The 20,435-nt window shown below is 72.8% G+C and carries 15 protein-coding genes; 2 read left to right on the forward strand and 13 right to left on the reverse strand.

What is annotated here, in order from left to right; genetic code table 11:
* Positions 1 to 60 precede the first annotated feature (60 nt).
* The 3 genes from ACFWRO_RS23515 to ACFWRO_RS23525 all read right to left on the reverse strand — a co-directional run bounded on the left by ACFWRO_RS23515 (position 61) and on the right by ACFWRO_RS23525 (position 2,266).
* Positions 61 to 531 carry a hypothetical protein gene (locus ACFWRO_RS23515; protein ID WP_384513018.1) on the reverse strand — a complete coding sequence of 157 codons (471 nt, stop codon included), beginning with the start codon at positions 529 to 531 and terminating at the stop codon, positions 61 to 63.
* A 254-nt stretch (positions 532 to 785) separates the two neighbouring features.
* Entirely contained in the window at positions 786 to 1,634 is an 849-nt protein-coding gene (locus tag ACFWRO_RS23520) for an aldo/keto reductase (protein ID WP_384513019.1), read from the reverse strand.
* Positions 1,635 to 1,768: 134 nt separating this feature from the next.
* Positions 1,769 to 2,266, reverse strand: a complete 498-nt coding sequence (locus ACFWRO_RS23525; RefSeq protein WP_384513020.1) for a MarR family winged helix-turn-helix transcriptional regulator — start codon at positions 2,264 to 2,266, stop codon at positions 1,769 to 1,771.
* Between the two features lie 116 nt (positions 2,267 to 2,382).
* Between ACFWRO_RS23525 and ACFWRO_RS23530 the strand changes: the two genes are divergently transcribed.
* Positions 2,383 to 2,799 carry an organic hydroperoxide resistance protein gene (locus ACFWRO_RS23530; protein WP_362015100.1) on the forward strand — a complete coding sequence of 139 codons (417 nt, stop codon included), beginning with the start codon at positions 2,383 to 2,385 and terminating at the stop codon, positions 2,797 to 2,799.
* A gap of 94 nt (positions 2,800 to 2,893) precedes the next feature.
* Here the strand turns inward: ACFWRO_RS23530 and ACFWRO_RS23535 are convergent, their stop codons facing one another.
* From ACFWRO_RS23535 to ACFWRO_RS23580, 10 genes are all read right to left on the reverse strand, one after another.
* The gene (locus ACFWRO_RS23535; protein WP_384513021.1) at positions 2,894 to 3,670 is read right to left on the reverse strand and encodes a phosphate ABC transporter ATP-binding protein; all 777 of its coding nucleotides are present in this window, start codon (positions 3,668 to 3,670) and stop codon (positions 2,894 to 2,896) included.
* 8 nt (positions 3,671 to 3,678) lie between these two features.
* A complete protein-coding gene (locus tag ACFWRO_RS23540; RefSeq protein WP_384513022.1) occupies positions 3,679 to 4,602 on the reverse strand; it encodes a sortase domain-bontaining protein in 924 nt (307 codons plus the stop codon).
* 41 nt (positions 4,603 to 4,643) lie between these two features.
* Positions 4,644 to 6,587, reverse strand: coding sequence for a WxL protein peptidoglycan domain-containing protein (locus ACFWRO_RS23545; protein ID WP_384513023.1), 1,944 nt, complete (start codon positions 6,585 to 6,587; stop codon positions 4,644 to 4,646).
* A gap of 109 nt (positions 6,588 to 6,696) precedes the next feature.
* Positions 6,697 to 8,271, reverse strand: a complete 1,575-nt coding sequence (locus ACFWRO_RS23550; protein ID WP_384513024.1) for an Ig-like domain repeat protein — start codon at positions 8,269 to 8,271, stop codon at positions 6,697 to 6,699.
* Between the two features lie 13 nt (positions 8,272 to 8,284).
* Entirely contained in the window at positions 8,285 to 9,280 is a 996-nt protein-coding gene (locus ACFWRO_RS23555; RefSeq protein ID WP_384513025.1) for a hypothetical protein, read from the reverse strand.
* A gap of 95 nt (positions 9,281 to 9,375) precedes the next feature.
* On the reverse strand, positions 9,376 to 11,967 hold the full coding sequence (locus ACFWRO_RS23560; RefSeq protein WP_384513026.1) for a hypothetical protein: 2,592 nt from the start codon (positions 11,965 to 11,967) through the stop codon (positions 9,376 to 9,378).
* The gene (gene pstS, locus ACFWRO_RS23565; RefSeq protein WP_384513027.1) at positions 11,964 to 13,700 is read right to left on the reverse strand and encodes a phosphate ABC transporter substrate-binding protein PstS; all 1,737 of its coding nucleotides are present in this window, start codon (positions 13,698 to 13,700) and stop codon (positions 11,964 to 11,966) included. Before pstS ends, ACFWRO_RS23560 begins: the two co-directional genes overlap by 4 nt.
* A gap of 51 nt (positions 13,701 to 13,751) precedes the next feature.
* Complete coding sequence (gene pstA, locus ACFWRO_RS23570; RefSeq protein ID WP_384513028.1) at positions 13,752 to 15,062, reverse strand: phosphate ABC transporter permease PstA; 1,311 nt, start codon at positions 15,060 to 15,062, stop codon at positions 13,752 to 13,754.
* On the reverse strand, positions 15,059 to 16,072 hold the full coding sequence (pstC, locus tag ACFWRO_RS23575) for a phosphate ABC transporter permease subunit PstC (RefSeq protein ID WP_384513029.1): 1,014 nt from the start codon (positions 16,070 to 16,072) through the stop codon (positions 15,059 to 15,061). The genes pstA and pstC overlap by 4 nt, the downstream gene beginning before the upstream one ends.
* Positions 16,069 to 16,485 carry a hypothetical protein gene (locus ACFWRO_RS23580; protein ID WP_384513030.1) on the reverse strand — a complete coding sequence of 139 codons (417 nt, stop codon included), beginning with the start codon at positions 16,483 to 16,485 and terminating at the stop codon, positions 16,069 to 16,071. The genes pstC and ACFWRO_RS23580 overlap by 4 nt, the downstream gene beginning before the upstream one ends.
* Before the next feature lie 870 nt (positions 16,486 to 17,355).
* Between ACFWRO_RS23580 and ACFWRO_RS23585 the strand changes: the two genes are divergently transcribed.
* Positions 17,356 to 20,217 carry an AAA family ATPase gene (locus tag ACFWRO_RS23585; RefSeq protein ID WP_384513031.1) on the forward strand — a complete coding sequence of 954 codons (2,862 nt, stop codon included), beginning with the start codon at positions 17,356 to 17,358 and terminating at the stop codon, positions 20,215 to 20,217.
* The last annotated feature ends 218 nt before the right edge of the window (positions 20,218 to 20,435 follow it).

The raw sequence follows: 20,435 nt of genomic DNA on the forward strand, positions 1-20,435 counted from the left end.
GTCCGTGCGGCGTAGCCCCGGTTCCCCGCGTGCCGACACGGGGAACCGGGGCCTCCGGGGTCAGGCCGTCGCGTCCTGGAGACCGTCGATGAGGAACGTCGTCAGGTGCACCTGGTACCAGGTGACGTTGGTGGTGCCGTCCTCGAAGGTCTGGGTCAGGACGACCTTCTCGTGCCCGTTGCTCTCGCCGGCGGTCGCCCAGTCGGCCGACTTCGGGATTTCCTGGCTGCGGAAGACCGGATCCTTCTGGTTCGCGGAGCCCCACTCCGTGAGTGCTTCGTCGAGCTCGGGGGTGAGGAACTCCTTCCGGATGGTGAGGGCGTCCTTGCCCTCGCTGTGCACTGCATTGGTCGCGTCAACGTACTGCCCCCAGAAGTCGGCGACCTGCAGCTCCGCGCGGGTCGACCGGGCGGCGCTGATGGACTGCGCCTCCTGCGCCTGCGCGGGCAGGGTGATGAGGCCGGAGCCGGCGAGCAGAGCCGCTGTGCAGGCTCCGATGACCAGGCTGCGCAGGTTCGTGCGGTAGGACACGGGAACTCCCTTGGGGAGGTGGGGACAGGAACGGACGCGGCCCACCCAAGCGGCTCCGCCCGCCCGCGACTGCCGACCGTCCGGGTGACCCCGTCGCAGGTGGCCCGACCCGGAGACGGCTCGGCCCCGCCCCGCGTGGAGGCGAAAGGTTTGCTCGCCTCCGGTCCCCGACCCCGCCGAATTCCGGGACTCCACCCGCTCGGCCGGTGGTACCCGCAGACGCGCCCCCGCTGCCGCCGCCCGCGCGCCTCGGCTCAGTCCAGCCGGACCGTGCCGAGGCGGGCCACGGCGGCCGGGTCGCGGTGGTCGAAGAAGAGCGAGCGGTCGGTGTCGAGGCCGGCGATGGCCGCCATCTGGTCGTCGGCGAGCTCGAAGTCGAAGACGGCGAAGTTCTCCGCCATGCGCTCGGCGCGGACCGACTTGGGGATCGTGACGACCCCGCGCTGGATCAGCCAGCGGAGGACCACCTGGGCCACGGACTTGCCGTGCTCGGCGCCGATCCGGCTGAGCAGCGGCTGGCTGAACAGGTCGTTCCGGCCCTCGGCGAACCCGCCCCACGACTCGATCTGCACCCCGTGCTCGCGCATGAGCGCCTGGTCGGCGGCGCGCTGGAAGAAGGGGTGGGTCTCGATCTGGTTGACGGCGGGGGCGATCTCGTTGTTGAGGAGGAGGTCGAGGAGCCGGTCGGGGTAGAAGTTGGCCACGCCGATCGCCCGGGCCCGGCCCTCGCGGTTCGCCTGCTCCATGGCCCGCCACTGGCCGTACACGTCACCGTAGGGCTGGTGCATCAGGTAGAGGTCGACCTCGTCCAGGCCGAGCCTGGACAGGGAGGCCTCGAAGGCGCGCTCGGCGTTCTCCCGCGCGGGCGCGTCCTGGACCCAGAGCTTGGTGGTGACGAACAGCTCCTCGCGCGGGATGCCGCTGGCGCGGATGGCGCGGCCGACGGCTTCCTCGTTGCCGTAGGCGGCGGCCGTGTCGAGCAGCCGGTAGCCGACGGCGAGGGCGTCGGTGACGGCGCGCTCGGTCTGCTCGGGCGGGATCTGGTAGACGCCGAAGCCGAGGATCGGCATCCGGACGCCGTTGTTCAGGGTGACGTACTCCATCGGGCTTCCGTTCGGTGGCACGGGCGGTGGTCCGGGCGATGGTCCGGACGGTGGCCGTCCGGGCGGTCGGGCTCCCCAGCCACGCTCCCGTACACCGACGGCCCCCGCACCCCGGAGACTCCCGCCGTCCCCGTCTACCCCAGCCCGCCCAGGGCCTCCGGGTCGGCGGCGTCGAGGCGGGCGGCGAGGGCGTTGAGCTGGGTGCGCAGGGCGCTGATCTCCGCCAGGTCGAGGCCGGTCGCGGCGGCGATCCGCTTCGGTACGCCGAGGGCCTTCTCCCGCAGCGCGGTCCCGGCCTCGGTGGGGCGCGCGGTCACCGAGCGCTCGTCCTCCGGGCTGCGCCTGCGCTCGACGTAACCGGCCGCCTCCAGCCGCTTGAGCAGCGGCGACAGCGTCCCGGAGTCGAGGCGCAGGTGCTCGCCGATGCGCTTGACCGGCAGCTCGTCGTGCTCCCAGAGCACGAGCATGACCAGGTACTGGGGGTAGGTGAGCCCGAGCTCCTTGAGCGCGGCGCGGTAGACGCCGTTGAAGGCGCGGGTCGCGGCGTGCAGCGAGAAGCAGATCTGGTGGTCGAGCCTCAGGAAGTCCGCGTGGCCCGTGTCCGTGCCGGGGGTGGTGTCGAGCGTCGCCATGGCTCCAGGGTACGGGACCGCACATCGCGAGCCATTGAGTTGTGCACAACTGAATTGCACGCTACGGTTTACCCCAGACGCCGACCGAGACCCCGGAACGGAAAACGAGGACCCCCATGAACGCGATCTACACCGCCGTCGCCACCGCCAACGGCCGCGAAGGCCGTGCCGTCAGCTCCGACGGCCACATCGACCTCCCCCTCGCCCACCCCCAGGCGCTCGGCGGCAACGGTCAGGGCACCAACCCCGAGCAGCTCTTCGCCGCCGGGTACGCGGCCTGCTTCGCCAGCGCGATGGCCCTCGTGGCCCGCCAGGAGAAGATCGACATCGCGGACGCCTCGATCACCGCCGAGGTCTCGATCGGCAAGGACGAGTCGGACGGCGGCTTCGGCCTCGCGGTCGTCATGCGCGCCGAGTTCCCCGACCACCTGCAGGGCGAGCCGGGCCACGCGCTCCTGGAGAAGACCCACGCGTTCTGCCCGTACTCCAAGGCCACCCGCGGCAACATCCAGGTCGAGCTCGTCGTCGAGTAGTCACGACCGCTCCCCGTACGGCCGAGGGCCCGTACGCGTCCCCCGACGCGTACGGGCCCTCGGCCTGTTCCTGTGCCCCTGTGCCCCTGTGCCCTCAGCCGAAGCGGCCCTCCACGTAGTCCGCCGTGCGCGGGTCGCGGGGGCTGCCGAACATGGCCTCCGTCGGCCCGTGCTCGACGATCATGCCGGGGGTGGACTGCTCGGCCAGGAAGAAGGCGCACTGGTCGGAGACGCGGGCCGCCTGCTGCATGTTGTGCGTGACGATGACGATCGTGACCTCGTCCGCGAGGTCGCGGATGGTCTCCTCGACGCGGCGCGTCGAGGTCGGGTCGAGCGCCGAGCACGGCTCGTCCATCAGCAGGATGCGCGGCCGGACCGCCAGCGAGCGGGCGATGCACAGCCGCTGCTGCTGGCCGCCGGAGAGCGCGCCGCCGGGCTGCCGCAGCCGGTCGCGGACCTCCTTCCACAGGCCGGCCTTGGTCAGGCACTCCTCGACCAGGTCGTCCCGGTCGGCCGCCGCGACCCGGGTGCCGGTCAGCTTCAGACCGGCGGTGACGTTGTCGTACACCGACATCGCGGGGAACGGGTTCGGCTTCTGGAAGACCATGCCGATCCGGTGCCGGGCCTCGGTGAGCCGGCGGCCGCGCCCGTAGATGTCGTCGCCGTCCAGGAGCACCTCGCCGGCGAGTTCGGCGCCGGGGATCAGCTCGTGCATCCGGTTCAGGATGCGCAGGAACGTCGACTTGCCGCAGCCCGAGGGGCCGATGAGCGCGGTGACCCGGCCCGCGGGCATGGTCAGGGAGACGCGGTTGAGGACCTTGTGGGTACCGAACCAGGCGGAGATGGAACGTGCGTCCAGGTGGGAGGCCACGACTGTCCTTACAGGAGGTTGGGAAGGAGGAGCGCCGCCTCGTCGCCCGCCGCGAGGGCGAGCGCGACCAGGACGGGGAAGCCGACCAGCCAGACGTGCGCGCGCGGCACGCGGGAGCGCGCCCAGACCAGGGCGGCGGCGGCGAGCAGCAGGGCCTGCGACCAGAGGATGAGCGGGAGCCACGACGAGGGCTGCCCGGCGAGCGGGAGTTCGTCGGCGGGGACCCGGCCGAAGCGGAAGGCGGGGGCCACGCCCGGCTGGGGCGCCGAGATCAGGTCGGCGTCGACCTGGACGACCCCGGTCGGCCGGTACGCGTCGCCGGTGGCGGTCATCAGTGTGAGCCGGCCGGTCCCGGGCTGCAGGGCGGGCGGCTGCGGGTCGCCCTCGCGCCGGACGCCGCTGACCCGGTAGGTGTGGTCGCCCTGACCGGTGGTGACCTTGAAGGTCTCGCCCGGCTGGAGCCCGGCGAGGTGCCGGAACGGACCCCCGTACCCCGCCTTGCGGCCCATGAGGATGCTGTTGCCGGCCTGGCCGGGCAGCACGGTGTCGCGCCGGTGGCCGGGGCCGGAGGCCAGCACCTCCGACGAGGTGCCCTCGCGGACGACCTCCTTCAGGCCGAGCTGGGGGATCGTCAGGAGCGCCATGGGCGTGCCCGGTTCGGTGGTCGCGCCGATGGGCGTGGTGGCGTTGGCGAGCGAGCCGCGGACCTCGGCGTAGCCGACGCGGCGGTCCCGCTCGTGCCGGAGGTGGCCGAGCGGGCCGACCTCGGCGACGAAGCCGAGGAGCAGCGCGCCGAGGATGGCCAGGGCGCCGCCGACGGCCCACAGCGGGCTGGTGCGGGGGGCGTGCCCGGCCCGGGCCGGGGAAGCGCTCGGCTTCTCCGGCCCGGCGGGGGCGGGACGCACGTCCACCACGGTGGAGGTGGCTGTCATGGCGTGTGCTCCGTACGTCGGTTGTCTCGTCGGTCGTTACGTCAGTTGCTGCCGAAGGTGATCAGTCCGCGCCTGCGGGCCCACCGGACGGCGAGGGCGCCGGTGACCACGAGGAGGGCGCTGAGCAGACCGAGTACGACGGGGTCGGTGCCGGTGTCGGCGAGGCCGCCACCGCCGTCGCCGCCGCCCGAGCCGCCGTTCGCGGACGAACCGCCGGAGGACGCGGGCTCGGTGGTCGTCGGCGCCGCCGTGCTCGGCGGGATGCTCGTGGAGACGCCGACCGTGTCACCGCCGGTCTCCGTCTCGGTCGGCGAGGGCGAGCCGGTGTCGGTCGGGGTGGGCGTCCCCGTGGTCGACGGAGTGCCGGACGGGGTCCCGGAGGGCGTGCCCGACGGCGTACCGGACGGGGTGCCCGTGGGGTTCGTGCCGCCCGGGTCGGTGTCCTGGTAGACCGTGTTGGAGGTGAACCAGAGGGACCCCGTGAACTCGCCGAAGGTCTCCGACCCGAACGCCTTGCGGCACACGATCGTCAGGTCGTACCGCCCCTCCAGGGTGGTGAACCCGGCCTCGTTGGCGTAGTCCCGCATCGTCATGGTCAGCGGCACGATGAAGCCCGCGCCGTTGGGGTCCTTGGGGTAGGTGGTGAGCGGCGAGTTGCCGACCACGTTCTTGCCCTCGGCCGGGAAGCCCTTGCCGGCCACCTTCACCAGGACGTTGGTGGCGGGCGCCGGGCAGGCGGCCGAGGTGGTCAGGTCGATGCTGGTGTCGTCGGTGCCCGTGGCCGGGTTGACCTTCGCCGTGCCCAGCGGGGCGGCCGAGGCCGTCGGCACCGTGAGGACGCCGACACCGGCGAGGACCACCGCCGCGGCGGCGGCCGCACCGGCCGCGGTACGCCGGGTGAGGAGGCGGGTGAACTGCACGATGAGCTCCTTGTCGGGGGTGTCGGGGGTCTCGGAGGTGCTCTTCCGGGCGCGTACCGCATCTGCCACGTCCACGCGCCGGTCCGTACGCCGACGGCGGCGCCGCCACAGGAAGCCCGCGACGAGGAGCAGCAGCAGGGCGAGCAGCGTCCAGGGCACCGCCCAGACCGAGACCGTGCGGGTCAGCGAGGGCAGCCGGGGGTCGACGCCCTCTCGGGTCGCGACGGGCTGTACGGAGACGACGGCCGAGGCGTGCACGAGCGGCGCCACGCCTTCGGCCTCCGCGGTGACCGTCAGGGCGTTGCCGGGAAGCAGCTCGCCGAGGTCGCGGACGCCCTTGGCGGTGACCGAGGAGCCGAAGACGCCGTTGACGCGGACGGCCTGGCGGGCGCCGAGCCGGACGTTGCCGCTGTTGCGGACGGTGTACGTCACCGTGGCCGAGCCCGTACCGAAGGGGTTGAGGGTGCCGTGGTACTCGGCGCGGACGTTCTCCACGGTGAGCTCGGGCTTGATGGCACCGGCCACCCGGAGGTAGACGCGGGCGCCGACGCGCTGGTCGAGCCGCACCTGGTTGCCCTTGGCGTCCTTGCCGGTGCCGGAGAGCGAGGCGACGATGCCTCCGGTGTGGTCGCCGGGGGTGACCTTGGCCGGCACGGTGAGGGTGAAGGGGACGATGACGTGGCTCTTGGGCTTCACCGTCACCTTGTTCGTCGCCAGCTTGATCCAACTGCCGGTGTCCGTCGGCTTCTTGTCGGCGGCGAGCAGGTCGAAGCCGCCGTCGACGGTGTTGACGGCGTCGCTCGCGTAGACGGCGAGGGTCAGCGGCTCGGAGCCGTAGTTCCAGAGCGCGATCTGGTCGCGGACGGCGGCGCCACCGGTGACCCCGTACGAGAAGTGGGGCCGCTGGTCGGGCTTCTTGGGCCCGGCGGGCTGGACGCCGAAGACGGCCTTCTTCTCCTTGGGGCCTTCGGCGGCGGCGGCCGGACCGGCCGGCAGCAGTGCGAGGACGAGGAACAGCAACAGGCCGAGGGCGCCGGCCGGCCGGAGGTGGCGGTGAGCGGTCATGACGGGTTCTCCAGAGGTCAGGGGCGGGGCGGAACCCCGGGCGCGCGGCGGGTGGTTCGGGTTGTGCGGCCGTGCGCGGCGCGGCTCCGCCCCGGAACTCACGCCTGGATCAGATGGCGGTGAGGGTGAGCGTGGCGGTGTACGTGCCGGCCGTCGTGGACGTCGGGACGTTCAGGGCCAGGTCGGCGCCGATGTGCGCGGTGCCGAGGCCGGTGCCGTTGGCGAGGGTGCGGGCGGCCTTCAGGCCGGCCGTGCCCGTGTCGCCGGGGGCCGCGCCGGACGCGGCCGGGACGGTGGAGCCGGCGGTGACGGTCTGCGCGGGCGCCTTGTCGACGACCTTCGGGGACCAGCCGAGGTTCTGGCCGTTGATGGTGTGCGTGGCGCCGTCGGAGAAGTCGGCGACCTGGCCGCTGACGGTCCAACCGGGGTTGCCGGCGCGGGTGTCGGTCAGCGTCACCGGGCTGAGGGCACCGGCGGTGGTGAGCAGGTCACCGTCGTTGTTCAGGACCGGCGAGGGCAGGGTGACCTGCGGGTTGTCGACGCTGATGACGAGCGCGCCGGCGTTGACGGTGGTGGTGATGGTCTCCGAGGCGGTCACGCCGGCGAACGCGCCGATCGTGTACGGGATCGCGGCGGAGTCCGAGCCGGTGTACCGGGCCGGGTCGGCCGGGACGAAGACGGCGGTGAAGGAGTGCGGTCCGGCCGGCAGGCTGGAGGTGGTCAGGACGGCGGTGCCGCCCACGACCGGGACCGTGCCGAGCGGGGTGGTGGTGCCACCGACGGTGTCGGTGAACCTGATCGAGCCCGCCGCGCCGGCCGGGGAGACCGTGCCGGTGAGGGTGACCGGGCTGTACTGCGGGGTGCTCGCCGCCGGGGAGACCGCGAGGGCCGTGGTGGTCTGCGTGGCCGCGGCCGGCGTCACCACGTAGGAGACGGCCGTCGAGGTGGAGCCGTTGTACGAGGCGTTGGACGGCGTGAACACGGCCGTCAGCGCGTGCGTACCGGCGGTGAGGTTGCTCGTGGTCAGCGCCGCGACGCCGCCGGTCACGGTGACCGGGGTGCCGAGGTCGGCGGAGCCGTCCTTGAACTGCACGGTGCCGGGGGCGCCGGACGGGGTGACCGTGGCGGTCAGCGTGACGGCGGTGCCGACCTGCGCCGGTCCTGCCGGGGTGACCGCGAGCGAGGTGCTGGTGTCCGTCTTCACGGCCGGGTCGTTGGCCTGGTACGTCGTGTTGGACGTGAACCAGATGGCGCCGGTGAAGTCACCGAGGCTGGTGCCGTTGAACGCGGTCCGGCAGATGACGGTGAAGTCGTACTTGCCCTGGAGGGTGGTGAAGCCCGCCTGGGAGGCGTAGTCGCGCATGGTGGACGTCAGCGGGATGACCATGCCGCCGTTGCCCGCCGTGGGGTAGGTGGTGATCGGCGAGTTGCCGACCACGTTCAGGCCGCCGGCCGGGAAGCCCGAACCGTCCACCTTCACCAGGACGTTGGTGGCGCCCGCCGGGCAGGCGCCCGAGGTGGTGAACGCGATGCCGCTGGTGTCCGCGCCGGTGGCGGGGGCGATGTCGAGGGTGCCGATCGGGGCGGCGTACGCCGCGCCCGCGGTCGCCAGGCCCGCCGCGAAGGCGGTGGTGACGGCGGCGACACCGAGGGCCAGGGCCCGGGAGATTCTGTTCTTCAGCACGTCAGGCTCCTGATCAGGGGGTCTGCTTGGTGGTGTCGCCACAGTTCGGGTTGGTCGCGAAGCCGTACGTGTTGATCACGGCGGGCTGCTTGCAGATGCCGGAGTTCGGGCCGACGAAGACGTCGCTCCACGGCGAGGTGCCGACCTTGCTGGTCGGGATGACGTTGTAGACGTCGCGCTTCACGCCGAAACCGCTGTTCAGGACCGTCGGCGACAGGCCGTCGACGGTGCCGAGGATGGCCCGGCCGCGCAGGTCCGCGATGGTCTGCGAGGACTGCGACTGGTATTGCGCGATGGAGAACGGCACGATCGACTTGTCGTCGAGGACGCGGCCGTCGTGCTCCTGGACCGGGGCGGTGCCCTTCTTGTCCTTGATGCAGGGGTAGACGCCCGCGACCACGTCGGCCTCGGTGATGCCCATCTGCGACTGCCAGAAGGAGCGCGTGCCGGAACCGGCCTGCGGCAGGTAGACCGTCATGTCGAAGTTCGGCCCGGCGCCCACGTAGGCGGGGTCGCAGTGGTAGATGGCCTTGAGGTCCGTCAGCGTCAGCTTGCGCGGGATCGACGAGCCGGGCGTGATGGCGTAGGAGACGCCGTCGATCGCGAACGGCACGTACGTCAGACCCGGGTTGGCCGCGCCCAGGCTCAGCGAGGAGGAGCGGGCGAAGTCGAGGCAGCCGTTGACGGCCTGGAGCGAGGTCAGGAGCGCGGAACGACCGGCACCGGAGCCGTTGGGGCGCGGGATGGTGCAGTTCGGGTTCGTCGCCGGGTTCTTGGTGGTGATGTTCGCGGAGCCCGTGGCGTCGTACGAACCGATGACCTTCTGGCCGTTCACCGTGACCACGTCGGCCAGGCCGTTCATGACGTCCTGGGTGGTGTCGGAGCCGACACCGGAGAGCACGCGGTGCTGCGGGGGGCCGGCCGGGTCGGCGGAGGCGAGGCCACTGCCGACGGTGACCGCCGCGAGCGCCGCCGCGGCGAGCGCGAGGCCGGTCTTCTTCTTGTTCACTGGGGGTTCTCCTCAGCTAGGCTGCGCTCCGGGTGGTGCCCGGGGCGCGTGTGCAGGACTTCCGTTGGCGCGGACGAATCAGACGCTTTCGGGCATCACCTCCTCAATTGAGTGCGTGCGGCCGCCATCAGACGCGGCAGGTACCTCGGCAGCAGCGGGCCCGCGAGGGCCGCGAGGGCGCCGACGATCAGACAGATGAGCAGCGCGTTCCGGACGAAGCCGACGGCCCAGCCGGGGGTCGGCTCGCCGAGCGCGGCGGGCGTTCCCGGGGCGGGCTTCCCGGTGGCCGGCGGCGCGGCGGCCTGGCTGGGGCCCGTGCTCGGGCTCGTGGTGGACTGCGTACCGCCCGCGGCCGCGCCGCCGGACCCCGTACCGTCCCCGCCGCCCGAACCGCCGCTCGTACCGGTGGAGCCGCCCGCACCGGTGTCGCCTGACGTGCCGCCGTCGCCCGCGCCCGGCGGGGGCGTGGTCGTGGTCGTGGTCGTCGTCGAAGGGTTTTTACCCGCCTGCGTCGTGACCTGGTGGGCGGCCTTGCGGGTCTGCGCGCGCAGGGCCTCGGGCAGCGGCGCGTAGCCGTGCGGGAGGGTGCCGGAGGCGACGCCCGGTTTCTGGCCCGCGCCGGCCGCGTAGGTCAGCAGGGTGCCGTAGTCGCGGCCCTCGGCGGCCGTCAGGTCGGCGGGCACGGTGGCGGCGTAGGTGACGACGGTGAGCGGGTAGGCGGCCGGGTTCCTGGAGCCCGGGTCCGGCAGGGTCACCCCGTCGAGGCTGGTCTTGCGGGCGCCCACGGCGGCGGTCAGGGACGCGGTGTCGGGGGCGGTGAACCGGCCCGCCGCGTTGAGGAGTTCGGCGCGCAGCAGGCCGTAGCGCTCGGCGGTCGCGGTGTCGGTCACCGCGAGCACGGCGCGCTGACCGGCCGGCTGCGGCGGGTCCTTCTTGTACGCGGGCGGGGTGGCGGTGGGGTCCCAGGAGGTACGGGCCAGGGTGTCGCCGCGCCCGGCCGCGCGCGCGGCGGAGTGCATGTCGGTGGCGTACGGCTTCTTGTCCTGGATGCAGAGCGGGAAGTCGGGCCGGTCGTCGAAGGGCTGGCAGTACGGGTCGCTCTTGGGGAAGGTGTCGAGCGGCGTCGCCAGGTTCTTGTAGTGCGGGTTGACCGTCGTTCCGGCGTTCCCCGGGTTCCCGTGGGTGCCCTGGTTGTCGGGGGTCCCCTTCAGGAACTCGGCGGCGGCCGGGTCCTGGACCACCCACGCCCACAGCTGCCGGGTGGTGTCGGCGAGCGGCTGCGGGACGAGGGCGTCGCCGAGCTTGCCGCCGAAGTCCAGGTCGGCGTACTCCGGGTTGAGGCGGATGAACTCCGGGTCGCGGCCGAGGTTCTCGGGGTTCTTCGCGACGCTCTCGGCGAAGCGGGAGACGCCGTCGCGGTAGGACTCGGTGAGCAGCTTGGCGACCAGGCGCGGGGTCAGCCGGAGGCTCGCCATCCGCGTGCCGTTGCGCTGCTTGACCGCGTCGGGGGCGCGGAAGGACGCCTGGCTCTCGATGAAGTAGCCGATGGTGATGCCGGAGACCGCGACCGGGGCGTAGACAGGGGCGCGGTGGACCTCGCGCGGGGTGGTGATCTCGGCGGCGCGGCCGACGAAGACCAGTCCTGGCTTGCCCGAGAGCAGCTTGACGCGCGCGGTCTCGTCGGGGACCTGGGCGTAGCCGTAGATGGCCTTGGCGCCGGTCCGGCAGAGTGCGGGCTGCCAGCGGGTGACGGCCTCCGCGGCCATCTCGCTGCCGAGCGTGCCGCGTTCCTCGGCGCCGATCGGGCAGTGGCTGCCGATCGGCTCGAAGCCGAGCGGGACGGTGATGCGGTGCTTCCAGTTCGCCGGGGAGAGCGGCGAGGACTGCAGCTGGCCGCTGGACTGGGCGGTGTACGCCGTGCCGTCGACCTCGCTCGTGCCGCGCGGCACGATCACCAGCCAGCAGCCCCGGCCGGTGACCGACCCTTGCGTCTCGGTCGCGTCGCCGCAGCCGAGGCCGGGGGCCTCGACGCCGGTCTGCGCCTCGAAGTAGACCTCGCCCTCGCCGCGCGGGTTGGTGCGGGCGTACGGGATCTCGTTGGTGCTGTTGACGTCGAAGAACTCGTTCCAGTTGCCGGGGCTGACCTCGTCGCCTGTGACCGAGCGGAACGGCGCGTAGGAGATGCCGCTGGGGCTCGGCGGGGGCAGCGGCTGGTTCTCGGAGTCCTTCAGGTTCGCGCCGTAGTTCAGCTGCCGGCTGTTGGTGTAGGCGCCTGCGGCCTGGTTGCCCGCGCCCGCGCCGAGCGCGGAGGAGCCGCCGAACTGGCACTGGTCGGTGCCGGGTCCGCGCTCGTCGCCCCAGCACTGCATGATCTGGAGGTAGTTGGCGGCGTACGCGGTGTCGGAGACGGTGGGCGCGCCACCGGTCCAGGTGACCTTGACGACCTGGTTGACGAGGTTGCGGGTCTGGCTGACGGTGATCTTCAGGTCGGCGAACTCGCCCTTGCCGGACACGGTCGTCCGCGAGTCGTCGCCGGTGGCGGCGTACGCGGGCGGCGCGGCCGGGTCGAGGCCGGTGCCGACGGTGGCGACGACGGGGACCAGGGCGAGGCAGAGGGTGCCCAGGAGGTGCCGCAGCCGGGACCGGGAGCCGGTACGTACAGAAGTACGCGTACGGGTACGGATCATCGGGACCCCTCCCCCGCGCGGCGGGCGGCCAGGCGCCGGTGCAGCAGCGGCGGGCCCACGGTGATGCCGAAGAAGAGCACGGCCCCCAGGACCATCAGCGCGGTCTGGAGCCCGCCGCCCAGGCCTGCGGCCGTGGTCACCGGCACGCCGTACAGGTCGCCGCCCCCGCCGGAGCCGCCCGCGTCGCCGGCCGCGATCGGCTGGCCGGTGTCGGGGTCGAGCGCGCCGCCCGTGGCCGCGCCCGTACCGCCGCCGGTGGCGGCTCCGCCCGCGGCCGCCGTACCGGCCGTCGTGCCGCCGGTCGCACCGCCGGTGGCTCCCCCGGTCGCGCCTCCTCCGGAGGCCGTCCCGCCGGAACCGCCGCCGGTCGTACCGCCGTTGGCGCCGCCGGAACCGCCCGAGCCGCCGCCCGAGGAACCCCCGGTCTTGGTGGGGGTCTTGTTGCCGCCGGTGCCGGTGTCGCACTGCGTGGCGCCCTTGAGGTCACAGGCGGGCGGGTACGGCGCGGACTTGGCGAGGGTGTTGGTGCCGTCGCTGGAGAACGTCGGGTTCTTGCACTTCTTGATGTCGATGGTCTCGGCGGCGACGCCGGGGATGCGGCGGACCTGCGTCAGGCCCGCCTGGACCAGGTTGATGGGCAGCGGCGAGTAGCCGAGCCGGTCCACCGACTGCTGTCCCTGGCAGAGGAAGTAGTACGCGAACGCGCCGAGGGACTTGCCCTTCTGCGGGTTGAAGTTCGACTCCAGGGCGGTCGGGACGATCATGTAGCTGTAGCTGGAGAGCGGGTACGTGCGCGGGTCGGTGCTGTTGTAGACCCCGTCGAGGCGCTGGGTGAGGTCGGCGTTGATGCCCGCCTTGGTGAGCGAGACCGCCACGTTCTGGGCGGTGGGCTCGGTGTAGTAGCCCTTCTCGTTGAGGATCTTGGCCACCGGGAAGCCGGTGGTCGAGACCGCGTACGAGTACTCGACGTAGGTGATCGTGCCCTGGTTGCCGTCCTGGGCGACGTACCCGGAGACGCCGTTGGAGCCGGACTGGCCGACGAAGCCCTTGCCGCCGATGACGGGGTAGTTGGAGGTGGGGCCGCAGGGGGTGCGGCGGCCCGCCTTGCCGCAGTACGCGTCCCACAGGCCGGGGTGCTTCTTGCTCAGCCAGGTGGTCAGCTGGGCCGTCGTGCCCGAGCCGTCGGAGCGGACCACGGGGACGATCCGGCGGGCCGGCAGGGCGGCGGCGAGGCCCGGGTTGTCGGCCTTGATCGCCGGGTCGTTCCACATCGTGACGGTGCCGGTGAAGATCTTGGCGACGTTCTCGCCGGAGAGCCGGAGGTTGGTCACCCGGCGGTTGCCGATCTTCAGGTTGTACATGAAGGCCGTGCCGCCCGCGACGATCGGCATGTAGCTGAACTTCCGCGAGGGCGGCGGGTCGGCGACGCCCGAGTCGTTGATGCCGTACGGGATCTCGGAGACGGCGAAGTCGACGGTGCCGTTGCGGAACTGGTTGCGCCCGTCGGAGGAGCCGGTGCCGTTGTAGTTGACCGTCATGCCGTACTGCTTGACGTTGGCCCGCCACTGGTCGAGGGCGTTCTGGCTCCAGGTGGAGCCCGCGCCGGAGACCGGTACGTAGCTCTCGGCGGCGGCGGGCGGCGCGCCGGGCACCACGAGCGCGAGGGCGGTGACGAGCACGGCCAGGCTGCGTCGCAGCACGCGCGCGGGGAATGCCGGTGGACGTCCGGACATCGAGGGTCTCCTGATCGGGGGTGGCGGGTCGAACGAGTGGGCGGCGAGCGGTCAGCCGGCCGGTGGTGGCGGGGACTGCGGGGGCGGTGGGGACTGCGGGGGCGGTGGGGACTGCCGGGGCGGTGGGGACTGCCGGGGCAGCGCGACGGCGGCGGGCGCCGGCGGGCGGGAGCCCATGCGTGCCACGTCCTTCTGCGAGGCGGCGACCCGGCGGCGCTGCTGGCGGCGGCTGAGCTGGCCGGGGCCGCGGCCGCCGATGACGCGGGCGGCCAGGAAGAGCAGCAGGACCAGAGCCATCAGGAGCGCCGCGCAGCCGAAGCCTCGGATGATCATGGTCTTCTCGGGCGAGGCGACCAGGGTGAACGTGGCCAGCGGCAGCGAGGTCTGCGGCCCGTCGAAGGGGTTGAGGTTGAGGCCTGTAGCTGCGCCCGAGGTGAGCAGGACCGGGGAGGTCTCGCCGATGCCGCGCGCCGTGCCGAGGATGACGGCGGTGGTCAGGCCCGAGCGGGCGGTGGGCAGGACCACCGTCCACACGGTGCGCCACTGCCCGGCGCCCAGCGCGTACGAGGCCTCCCGAAGCGAACCGGGCACGAGCCGGATGACCACGTCGGCGGCCCGGATGATGATCGGCAGCATCATCACCGAGAGCGCGAGCGAGGCGGCGAACCCGGACTTGTCCAGGCCGAGGGCGAGGATCGCGGTGGCGTAGATGAACAGACCGGCCACGATCGACGGCAGGGCCGTCATCGCCTCCACGATGGTGCGGACGAACCGGGCGTACCGGCCGGGCACTTCGTTGAGGAAGACCGCGCAGGCGAGCCCCAGCGGCACGGTGATCAGCAGCGAGATGCCGATCTGCTGGAGCGTGCCGACGATGGCGTGCACCATGCCGCCGTCGGTGATCGGTTGGAGCGGTCCGGTGCCGGACATGTCCTCGGTGAAGAAGTTGAGGTGGCCGAGCGCCTCGTACCCGCGCCACAGCGCGTAGCCGACGATGAAGAGCAGCGCCGCGAGCAGCAGCCCCGCGAGGGCGTGCACCAGGGTCTGCGCGAGCCGGGCGCGGACGGTCGCGCCGTTCTCGTCGAGGGAGACGAGGACGGCGTACAGCGCCATGAAGGCGAGGTAGGTGACGACGGTGAAGCCGAGCGGGGCGTTCCAGGGCAGCACCCGGTCGAAGACCACGGCGGTCAGCGCGACGGCGGCGGCGCCCGAGCCGATCAGGGCGAAGACGTCCCGGGCGTGCAGGGCGGAGGTGACCCGGCGGGTCTCGGCGGGCGCGCCGGGGCCGTGCGGGACGACGTCGGGCGTGACCGTGCCGGTCGCCTCGGGTTCGGCGGTGGGCGCGGGAGTGGTCAGGGTCATGCGTCGGCTCCCGTTCCGGACCGGCTGCGCGCGACCACGGAGGACGCGATGAAGTTGACGACGAGGGTCATCAGGAAGAGCGAGAGGCCGGCCGCCATGAGCGCGGACATCCCGAGCGGGCTGGCCGCTCCGTAGCGCAGGGCGATCAGCGCGGAGACGGAGTTGGCGCCGTTCTCCAGGATGTGCGGCTGGAAGAAGAAGACCGGCGAGATGATCATGACGACGGCGATGGTCTCGCCGAGCGCCCGGCCGAGCCCGAGCATGGTCCCGCCGATGATGCCGCCCTTGCCGAAGGGGAGGACGACGGTACGGATGACCCCCCACTGGCTCGCGCCGAGCGCGAAGGCGCCCTCGCGCTCGCCGGGCGGGGCCTGCGCGAACGCCTCGCGCATCACCGAGCAGGCGATCGGGGTGACCATCAGGGCGACGACGATCCCGGCGATGAAGGTGGAGGAGGTGTAGACGGTGGCGGGCGCGAGCGGGTCGCGCGGGTCGGCGCCGTCCACGGCGAAGATCGGGATCCAGCCGAAGTACGTGGAGATCCACCGGGCGAGCCCGGTGATGTGGGGCTGGAGGAAGAAGAACCCCCACAGGCCGTAGACCACGCTGGGCACGGCGGCCATCAGGTCGACGAGGCTGACCAGGGTCCGGCGCAGCCGGCGGGGCGCGTACTCGGTGATGTAGAGCGCGGTGCCGAGCGCGAGCGGCAGGGCGAAGGTGATCGCGGTGGTGCCGATGAGCACGGTGCCGGGCAGGACGGCCGCGATGCCGAAGCGGTGGGAGTCGGGCTCCCAGGCCGAGGTGGTCACGAACGACCAGCCGGCGTCGCCGAGGGCCTCGGCGGCGCGGACGCTCAGGAAGACGCCCACCAGGGTCATGGTGACCAGGACGAGGGCTCCGGCGCCGCGCGCGCCGCCGCGGAAGACCCGGTCGGCGGGGTCGCCGGCCTTGGACCGGGGGCGCGGGGCGTCCGTGTCCGGGGCGACGGCGGGGGTGACGGTGGTGCTCACGAGGCGGTCCCCCGGACGGCGTCGGGCAGCCGCAGCCCGCGCAGTCGTCGTGTGTAGGTGACGCCGGCCGCGAGCTGGCCCTCGGCGGCGGCGGTGAGGAAGAGCTGAAGGCTGTGGCGGCACTCGCGCTGGCGCCTGAAGGTACGGGCGGCGACGGCGACGCACCGCTCGTCCAGCGCGAGTTGCCAGCTCCAGAGGCCGGTGGTGGCGGCCATGGAGACGAGGGGGACCGCGCGGTCGAGCCCGTCGCGCAGCCGCCGGACGGCCGCGCAGCAGGCGGTGTGCCCGCCGTGGAGGTCGGGTCCGCGCCCGAGTTCGTGGTTGTTGGCCCCGACGAGCCGCCAGCTCACGGCCTCCGCGCCGACATCGCCGGGCGTCCACTCGTGCGGTGCCTGACGTCTTTCGACGTCCACCCATGAGACAAACAGAAACCGTGGCCGAGACACCGCACCCGCCCCCTTCGCCCTGACCCCACGCGTGGCCGACAATCGACTACGCGTTCATAGCTGCGCGCATGACAATCACGGCGCTGGGCGCTGGTGGCTACACGGACCGGTGAAGCAGAGACGGAGAAAACATGAACGAGGGGTAGAAGTCCTCGGGAGGTGTCGGCCGGTACCGGAGCCACTCGGTCCGCTCTTGTACGACGCTGGGGGAGTTGCGGCATTCGACGGCGCGCACGGAACCCGACCCGCCAGGGGGCGACTTCAGGCCACCGGGCCGATTAGCGGCGGCGCGGGGCACGTGCCCCTTTTTCCGGCACGAGAGGGTGCCGCGCGTCAAGGGGCGTGATCCGCCCGGGCTTCGGCGGGAAGATCGCCCGGTCCGGCCGCATGGGGTGGTTTGTCGGGAAGTTCGGCCCACTCCGGACGGCAACGTTAAAGTCTGATTTCCGGCCGAAAAAATGCGGTGGGCGCGGCGCCATCCAGCGGGATCGTATAGCCATGAACCAAATCACCGGCACCTCGTGGCCGATCTCCGCACCTCCACTAGGCGAACCCACCCCGGTGGACGCCCCGACAGGCCGCCACGGGCGAATGTGACGCGTCTCACGGAATCCTCCCCGCCGCTCGATATTCCGGCCCGGTGGCCGTGATCCGCCAGGCACGATGGACTCCCTTGTATTCAGCGGCCAATCGGAGCCTCTACCTCCGCCGTGGGCGTTGGTTGCCGTGCTGGGGAGACCGGGTTTTACTGGGCAGAGCTCGCCAGCGGAAGATCCGTACGACACGTCTGGCGCACCCCTTCTCCGATACAGCTGAATACGAAGCGGAGTCGAAAGAATGCCTCCAAGAACAGCGTCGGTCGTTCTGGACGAGCTCACTCCCCCGCCCCATCCCCACCTCATATGCGAGCGTGAGGAACAGTTATCGGACATGCGGCGCCTCCTCGGGGAAGCCATGGGAGGAAACAGCAGGATCGCCGTCGTGAGCGGGGCGGCCGGGCACGGCAAGACCGAACTCCTCGCCGCCCTCGCCGAAGACGCCCGGCTCGCGGGCGCGGTGCACCTCTCCGCGACCGCCTCCCGCATGGAGCGGTACGTGCCCTTCGGCGTCCTCGCCCAGCTGTTCCGTGGCGTGGAACTGCCGCCCGCCGCGGCCGGTCACGTGGCCCATCTGCTCGACCGGGCCCTGGGGGCCGACGCCGCCAACACGCAGGACTCCGTCGCCATCCCGCCGCGCCTCTTCCACCAGATGGGCACGGCCCTGCACGACCTCGTCAAGTACGTGGAGAGGCCGCTGCTCATCAGCGTCGACGACGTCGAGTACGCGGACACCCCGTCCCTGCTGTGCCTGTCCTCCCTCACCCGCCGGCTGCGCGCGACGCCGCTCCTCCTCGTCCTCAACGAACTCCCCTCCCCCCGCCGTTCCAGCACCCTGCTACGCGCGGAGCTTCCGCCGGAGCCGGTCTGCCACCGCGTGCGGCTTCCTCCCCTCTCCCTCGGCGGGGTGCGCGAGCTGCTCGCGTCGCGCCTCGGGACGGGCGCGGCCCAGGCCCTCGACACGGAGTGCCTCGCCGCCACCGGCGGCAACCCGTTCCTCGTCCGCGGCCTGGTCGAGGACACCATCGCGGCGGCGACGGAGTGGCCCGCCGCCCCGGTGCTTTCCGCCGGCTCCCTCTTCGAACAGGCCGTCCTCGGCTGCCTCTACCGCTGCGCCACCTCGGTACGGACGATCGCGCGGATCATGGCCGTCCTGCACGACCCGCGGTACGTCCCGCTCCTCGTCCAGCTCCCGGGCACCCACCCGCAGTCCCTGAACCTGGCGCTCAGCACGCTGGAGGAGACGGGTCTGCTGACGGACGGCGCCTGGCGCCACCCCGACGCGCGCACCGCCGTGCTGCACGACATGACCCCCGAGGCGCGCGCCGAGCTGCACACCCGGATCGGGACGCTGCTCTTCAAGAACGGCGCTCCGGTGACCGCGGTCGCCCACCACCTGGTCGCCGCGAGCCAGATCGACAACGACTGCGCCGCGGCCGTGCTGCTCGAGGCCGCGCAGGAGGGCCTGTCGACGGGCGACACCACGCTCGCGACCGACTGCCTCTCCGTCGCCTACCGGTACGACCGCAGCAAGGAACACTTCACGGCCACGACGGCGATGCTCTTCCGCACCGAGTGGCGCTCCGATCCACGGACCGCCGCCCGTCGGCTGCCGTCCCTCCTAGAGGCGGCCCGCTGCGGCCTGTTGACAGGGCGTCATGTGTCGGCGCCCGTGGACGCGCTGCTCTGGTTCGGCAGCCCGAACACGGCTCTTGAGCTCCTGGAGCAGATGGAGCGGCACGCCCTGCTTCGTCAGGACGCGGAGGCGTCGGCCACCCTGCGCAGGTGCAGGACCACCCTCGCCCTGCTGTATCCGGCCACACCGGAGGAGGGCGACAGCGCGGCGGCGGCCGGCCGGTCGCACGTCCCGCCGGCCGCGACCCGGGGCCAGACGCTGGTCGAGCTGGAGCGGGTGCTGCGGGACGGCCCCGGGCCGCTCTCCGCCCTCTGCGCGGAACAGGCCCTGGTCAGCCACCAGTTGGACGACGACACGCTGATCCCCCTCGTCCTGGCGGTCAGCACGCTGATCTTCAACGGGTCCTACGACGCGGCCGAGCAGTGGATCGACTCGCTCGCCGCGGCGGCCCGGAGCCAGTCGGCTCCTGTCTGGCGGGCGCTCTTCGAGAGTCTGCGGGCGAAGCTGGCCCTGCACCGGGGCGACCCGGCCGAGGCCGCGCGGCTGGCCGAGCGGGCGCTCGCCGACACGCCGGCCGCGAGCTGGGGCGTCCACATCGGGCTGCCCCTGACGGTCACCCTGGAGGCGTACACCGTCCTGGGCTCGCCCGAACGGGCGCTTGCCCAGCTCCAGGTGGTGGTGCCCGAGGGCATCTTCCAGACCCTGCTCGGGGTCTGTTACCTCCGTGCCCGCGGCAACGCGCTGCTCGCGAGCGGCCAGTCGCAGGCGGCTCTGGAAGACTTCGCCGCCGTGGGCGAACTGGCCACCCGCTGGCAGATGGACGTCCCGGCCCTGCTGCCCTGGCGCACCGACGCGGCGCGGGCCCATCTGGCCCGCGGCGAGATCGCGCGCGCCCGGGAACTGGCCACCGAGCAGTCGGTCCTGGTGGGCCCCGGGCACCACGAGGCGCGTTCCCTGACCCTGCGGACGCTCGCGGCGACCTCGCCGCCGCAGGAGCGGATGAAGCTCCTGGGGCAGGCCCTGGAGGCCGCGCAGAAGTGCGGCAACCCGCTGGAACTCGCGTACACCTTCAGCGCGCTGAGCCGGTGCCACCTCGACACCGGGCAGTACAGCAAGGGCCGGATGGCGCTGCGCCGGGCCCGCCAGCTCGCCGAGCAGTCCGGCGTACCGCTACCGGCCCGGACACCGCCGGAAGCGGCACGAAGACCTCAGGAGCTCGCCGCCGCGGGAACGAGCGGCGAGACGCTGGTCGGGGTGTTGAGCGACGCGGAGATGCGGGTGGTCGCCCTAGCCGTCCGCGGCCACAGCAACCGCCAGATCGCGGCCAAGCTCTTCGTCACCGTCAGCACCGTCGAGCAGCACCTCACCCGGGTCTACCGGAAGCTCGGGATCAAGCGGCGCAGCGACCTCGTCCTCGCCGTCAACGGCGAGGGCACACCGGGGATCACCACCCGCCGCGCCTCCTGAGCCGCGGCACTCGGCCCCTCGGCGCGCGGCACGCGAATCGCGGCCCGCCCGGGGGGCTTCCGCGTCGGGCCCCGGGCCACCCGGGGCCTCCCCGTCGGCCCCCGGGCCGCCCGGCCCGCCCCGCACGAAACCCCGTGGCCCCTCGCCGTTGCTGCGAGGGCCCACGGGGCTCTGTGGATTAGGGACCCGCGGCCGGGACGGGGGAATGCCGCGGCGGT

Origin of the sequence: Streptomyces sp. NPDC058579 (assembly GCF_042718575.1) — a bacterium.
Classification (GTDB): domain Bacteria; phylum Actinomycetota; class Actinomycetes; order Streptomycetales; family Streptomycetaceae; genus Streptomyces.